This window comes from Gemmatimonadota bacterium, assembly GCA_016209965.1.
In the GTDB taxonomy this organism is placed as follows: Bacteria; Gemmatimonadota; Gemmatimonadetes; order Longimicrobiales; family RSA9; genus JACQVE01.
Map to the genome: position 1 here is coordinate 1 of JACQVE010000112.1, position 5,614 is coordinate 5,614.

Annotated in this window: 4 protein-coding genes; all 4 read left to right on the top strand. The window is 70.2% G+C overall.

Going from position 1 to position 5,614, the window contains the following annotated elements:
- Positions 1–117: 117 nt before the first annotated feature.
- A complete protein-coding gene (gene aroC, locus HY703_04755; GenBank protein MBI4544484.1) occupies positions 118–1,329 on the top strand; it encodes a chorismate synthase in 1,212 nt (403 codons plus the stop codon).
- Positions 1,329–1,883, top strand: coding sequence for a shikimate kinase (locus HY703_04760; GenBank protein MBI4544485.1), 555 nt, complete (start codon positions 1,329–1,331; stop codon positions 1,881–1,883). Before aroC ends, HY703_04760 begins: the two co-directional genes overlap by 1 nt.
- Before the next feature lie 116 nt (positions 1,884–1,999).
- Entirely contained in the window at positions 2,000–4,327 is a 2,328-nt protein-coding gene (gene topA / locus HY703_04765) for a type I DNA topoisomerase (GenBank protein ID MBI4544486.1), read from the top strand.
- Positions 4,324–5,614 (top strand): methylenetetrahydrofolate--tRNA-(uracil(54)-C(5))-methyltransferase (FADH(2)-oxidizing) TrmFO (trmFO, locus tag HY703_04770; GenBank protein ID MBI4544487.1); only part of this gene is annotated, 1,291 nt, incomplete at its 3' end. The genes topA and trmFO, both read left to right, overlap by 4 nt.

Here is a 5,614-nt window from a genome sequence, read left to right on the forward strand (position 1 = left end):
CCCAGGTCCCACGCCGCGATGCTGCCCCGCCTTTCGCTGGCGCCAACGCGCGTAGAAATTGAAGAGCCCGGTTTCGGCCGGGCTCTTCCCCTTTGGGACCGAGGTGTAGGCATGCACCTGAACTTCCGCACGGCGGGCGAGTCCCACGGCCGGGGTCTGGTGGCGCTGGTCGAGGGCGTGCCCGCCGGCCTGGCGCTGCTCGTCGAGCGCGACATTGATCCAGAGCTCAGGCGTCGCCAGGGCGGGTACGGCCGGGGCGGCCGCATGAAGATCGAGCAGGACCACGGCGAGCTCCTCTCGGGTGTTCGCCTGGGCGAGACGCTGGGGTCGCCCATTGCCCTAGTCGTATGGAACCGGGATTGGGAGAACTGGCGGGCGGCCATGGCCCATGAGCCGCCGCCACCCGAAACAGACGAGAAACTGCTCCGGCGGGTCCACCTGCCGCGCCCCGGTCACGCCGACCTGGTGGGCGTGTTGAAGTACGATCGGGCCGACGCCCGTGACGTGCTCGAGCGCGCCTCCGCGCGCGAGACCGCGGCGCGAGTGGCCGCGGGCGCAGTCGCCAAACGCCTGCTGGCCGAGCTCGGCATCCGCATCGGCAGTCACGTCACCATGCTGGGCGGGATAGAAGTCCGGCGGCCAGCCGAGCTCCCCGAGGACCTGAACGCCGCCGCCGATGCTTCCCCCGTTCGCACCCTCGACCCCCAGGCCGAGGCCCGCATGATCGATGCGATCGACGCCGCGCGCGCGGCCGGCGACACCCTGGGTGGCGTGTTCGAGGTGGTGGCCACGGGCGTGCCGGTCGGCCTTGGCAGCTACGTCGCCTGGGACCGCAGGCTGGATGGGCGCCTGGCCCAGGCGCTCCTCTCCATCCAGGCCATGAAAGGCGTCGAGATCGGCCTGGGCTTTGCCGCCGCGGCACGCCGCGGCTCCGAGGTACACGACGAGATCGAAGCGGCGGGCCAGGACCGGGGCAACCTGCTGCGCACGGGTGGGTACTACCGCCGGTCCAACCACGCGGGTGGGCTCGAGGGAGGGGTTACGACCGGCCAGCCGCTGGTGGTACGGGCAGCGATGAAGCCGCTCTCGACGCTGATGCAGCCCCTGCGCAGTGTAGACCTGCAAAGTGGCCAGCGCGCGGACGCGGTGCGCGAGCGTAGTGACGTGGTCGCACTCCCCGCTGCCGCCGTGGTCGGGGAAGCCATGGTCGCACTCGTGCTCGCCGATGCCGTCCTCGAGAAGTTCGGCGGCGACTCGATGACCGAGCTGCAGCGCAACTTCCAGGGATACCTCGAGCAGCTCGGCCGCCGCGCACCCCGGCGGTCCTGATGCGGGCGCGCCGGCCCGGCGGCCCACCGTCCCGGGTCGTGCTGCTCGGCTTCATGGCGTCCGGCAAATCGACCGTGGGCCGGCGACTGGCCCGACTGCTGCACTGGGACTTTGTCGACTTCGACGCCGAGATCGAGCGGCGCACTGGCCTGACCATCGCCGAGATCTTCCAGCAATTCGGCGAAGCCGGGTTCCGGGCCCTCGAGGCCGAGCTGACCGCGGAACTGGCCGGCAGCCAGCAGGTCGTGCTGGCGCCCGGCGGCGGCTGGATTACCCAGCCGGACTTGCTCGAGCGCCTCGCGCCACACAGCCTCGTGCTGTGGCTGCGCATCTCGCCCGAGGAGGCCCTGCGCCGGGCCAGGCGCGCGGCGACGCACCGGCCCCTGCTGGCCGGGCCCCAGCCGCTGCGCCGCGCCCGCGCGTTGCTCGCCCGGCGCGAGCCGCTCTACCGCCTGGCCGATTGGACTATTGACGTGGACGGCCGCAGGCCCGATCAAATAGCCAGGGAGATCGCGGCACGGATCCGGGCGGCGGGGGAAGCCGACGCGGGCTAGTGCTGGCGCACAGTCTCGGAGATGAGGAACGTATTGGTGAAACAAGACGTTGGATACGACCGGCCAATCCGGAGATGTCACGAGTGTAGGGGCAGCGGACGGCCAGGGGTGTGGGGATGACGCAGAGGAGTCGAAGCACGCGGCTGGTGATTGTCGAGTCACCCGCCAAAGCCAGGACGATCAGCAAGTATCTGGGGCCGGGCTACCGGGTGCGGGCCTCCGTAGGCCACGTCCGCGACCTGCCGGAGCGGGAGCTGGGCGTGGATATCGAACACGGTTTTGCGCCCACGTACGTCACGATCCGGGGCAAGGGGAAGGTGATCCAGGAGCTGCGGCGCGAGGCCGAATCCGTCTATGACGTGATCCTGGCCACGGACCCCGACCGGGAGGGGGAGGCGATTGCCTATCACGTGGCCGAGCAGCTCGGCTACTCGCCCGAGCGACGCGACGGCGATGGCCGGCGCTTTCGTCGTGTGCTCTTCCACGAAATTACCGCGGATGCCGTACACCGCGCGCTCGAGCGGCCGGGCGCCATTGATATGCGCAAGGTCGAGGCGCAGCAAGCGCGGCGCATCCTGGACCGCCTGGTCGGTTACCAGGTCAGCCCCTTGCTCTGGAAGCCGATCCGCCCGGGGCTCAGCGCAGGGCGCGTGCAGACCGTGGCGCTCCGTCTGCTGGTCGAACGGGAAGCGGAGATCCGCGGATTCCAGGCGGAGGAATACTGGTCGATAACGGCCCGGCTGGAGAAGGCTGCCGAGCGCTTCGAGGCAGGCCTCCACCACATTGAGGGCCAGACGTTCCGCTTGGAGGACGAGGCCGCCGCTTCGGCGGTCGTACGGGACCTGGCCGGCGTCGCCTTTGTGGTCAGTGAAGTCAAGCGGCGCGAGCGGGTGAAGAACCCGCCTGCGCCCTTCACCACCTCGACACTGCAGCAGGAAGCGGCCAAACGCCTGGGCTTTTCGGCACAAAAGACCATGCGCCTGGCGCAGCAGCTCTACGAGGGCGTGGAGCTGGGGCCGGCGGGCGCGGTCGGGCTCATCACCTACATGCGTACGGACTCGACGCGCGTCGCCCGCGGCGCCGCGGAAGCCGGCCGTAGCTGGGCCTCGGCGCGGTTCGGCACGGAGTTCGCCGCCGGGGCCGCGCGTCTCTGGGGCGGAAAGCAGCAGAGGGCGGCGCAGGAGGCGCACGAGGCGATCCGGCCTACGGACGTGGCCCACGAGCCCGAGCGCGTGCGCCGCCTGCTCGAGCGTGACCTCTACCGGCTTTACGAGCTGGTCTGGCTCCGCTTCGTCGCCGGGCAGATGGCCGCTGCCGTGTTCGACACGACCACGGTCGATTTTGATCTTGGCGGCGCGAGCGGCCGGCGCTACCTGTTCCGGGCCACGGGCTCGGTCCTCAAGTTTGCAGGCTTCACCCGCCTGTATCGGGAGGCGCAGGAGGAGGGCGACCATCGCACGCTCGAGGATGTCGAGCCGCTGCCCGAGCTGCGCGCCGGCGATGTCTGCCGGCTGCTCGACCTCGTGCCCGCGCAGCACTTCACGCAGCCGCCGCCACGCTACAGTGAGGCCAGCCTGGTCAAGGAGCTGGAGCGGCTGGGCATTGGCCGGCCGTCCACCTACGCGCAGATCATCTCGACGCTGGTCGAGCGAGAGTACGCCGAGCTGAAACAGAAGCGCTTCTACCCCACGACGCTGGGCGAGACCGTGGCGCGGGTGCTGGTGCGCGTGTTTCCGGACATCTTCGACGTGGACTTCACCAGTGAGATGGAAGCCGAGCTCGACCGCGTCGAGGAAGGCGAGCTGGACTGGCGCAAGGTGCTGGCGGACTTTTACGGGCCGTTCCAGCACCGGCTCCAGGAGGGCGAACGGAACACGGAGCAGATCGTGCGCGAGGTCGTTGCCGGGGAGGCCGGCGTCTGCCCCGAGTGCGGCCGCGAGCTGCTCGTGCGCTGGAGCCGCCGGGGGCGGTTCCTCGGCTGTACGGGCTACCCGGAGTGCCGCTATACCCGCCCCCTGGATGAGCGGGCCCGAACGGAGCCGCGACCTGTCGGCCGGCGCTGCCCCAGGTGTGGAGGCGAACTGCTCGAGCGCATGGGTCGGACCGGCGCCTTCATCGGCTGCAGCAACTATCCCGAATGCAGACACACAGAGCCCGTCACGATCCCCGGCCTGGTCTGCCCGCGCTGCGCCACGGGCGCGGTGGCGGAGAAGCGCACGCGGCGGGGCAAGGTCTTCTGGGGATGCACACGCTATCCGGAGTGCGACTGGTCCAGTTGGAACCGACCCGTCCCCGCCCCCTGTCCCGACTGCGGCGCGACCTTCCTCCTCGAGAAGAGCAGCAAGGCCCGCGGCAATTACCTGCAGTGCGCCACTTGCGGCGGCGTGTTCGCGCCGGATGGCATCTCGGGTGGCGGCGCGCCCGGCGCCGACGGCGGGGCATGAGCGTGCGCCCTATCCTCGTGGTCGGCGGCGGCCTCGCCGGCTGCGAGGCGGCCTGGCAGCTTGCCCAGCGCGGCCACGCCGTGCGCCTCATCGAGATGCGGCCCACCCGCCGGACGCCAGCCCACCAGACTGATCGGCTGGCCGAGCTGGTATGCACCAATTCCTTCAAGAGTGAGGAGTCGACCACGCCGCACGGCGTGCTCAAGGCCGAAATGCGCGCGCTCGGCTCGCTGCTGCTGCACGCGGCCGAGGATACGCGCGTACCCGCGGGGACTGCGCTCGCCGTGGACCGTGATCTCTTCGCCAGCCGCATGACGCGCTGGGTTTCGAGCCACCCCCGCATCCGCCTCGAGCGCCGCGAGATCACCGTGGTGCCGGACGAGCCCGTCATCATCGCCACGGGACCGCTGACCTCGGAGGCGCTAACCACGGCGATCCACGAGTTGCTGGGACAGGACGGGTTGGCGTTCTACGACGCTATTGCCCCCATCGTCAGTTTCGACTCCATCGACCTGGAACGTGCCTACTTTCGCTCGCGCTACGACAAGGGCGGAGGCGAGGACTACCTGAATTGTGGGCTGGACGAGGCAGAGTATCACGCCTTTCTCGAGGCCTTGCGGGCGGCCGACACCTATCCTGGCCACGACTGGGAGGAGATCGCTTACTTCGAGGGCTGCCTGCCCATCGAGGTCATGGCGGCGCGGGGCGAGGATACGCTGCGCTTCGGGCCCATGCGCCCCCTCGGGCTGCCGGACCCCGGCACGGGACGCGAGCCGTACGCCGTCGTTCAGCTCAGGCGCGAGGACCGGGCCGGTCAGATGTGGAACCTGGTGGGGTTCCAGACGCGGCTGCGCACGGGCGAGCAGAGGCGCGTGCTGCGCATGATCCCGGCGCTCCGCCAGGCGGAATTCCTGCGCTACGGCTCCATCCACCGGAATACCTACCTCAACTTCCCGGCCCGGCTCAATTCCTATGGCGCGCCGCCGCAGCGGCCGGAGCTGATCTTTGCCGGCCAGCTCACGGGCGTCGAGGGCTACACCGAGTCCGCGGCTTCCGGGATCCTGGCGGGCATGAACCTGGACCGGCTGCTGCACGGTCAGGCGCCCACAGTCCCGCCGCCGCCGACCATGCTGGGCGCGCTTTACGCCTACCTGCGGCAGGCGGATCCGCGGGCGTTCCAACCCATGAACTCGAACTTCGGACTGCTCGAGCCACTCGCCGTGCGGGTCCGGGACAAGCAGCAGCGTCGCCAGCGGCTGGCCGAGCGGGCAGCCACATCCTTCCGCC

Bases quoted from the DNA above. Each gene is read 5' to 3' on its own strand.
- HY703_04760 (MBI4544485.1), top strand. From the start codon at position 1,329: ATGCGGGCGCGCCGGCCCGGCGGCCCACCGTCCCGGGTCGTGCTGCTC.
- topA (MBI4544486.1), top strand. From the start codon at position 2,000: ATGACGCAGAGGAGTCGAAGCACGCGGCTGGTGATTGTCGAGTCACCC.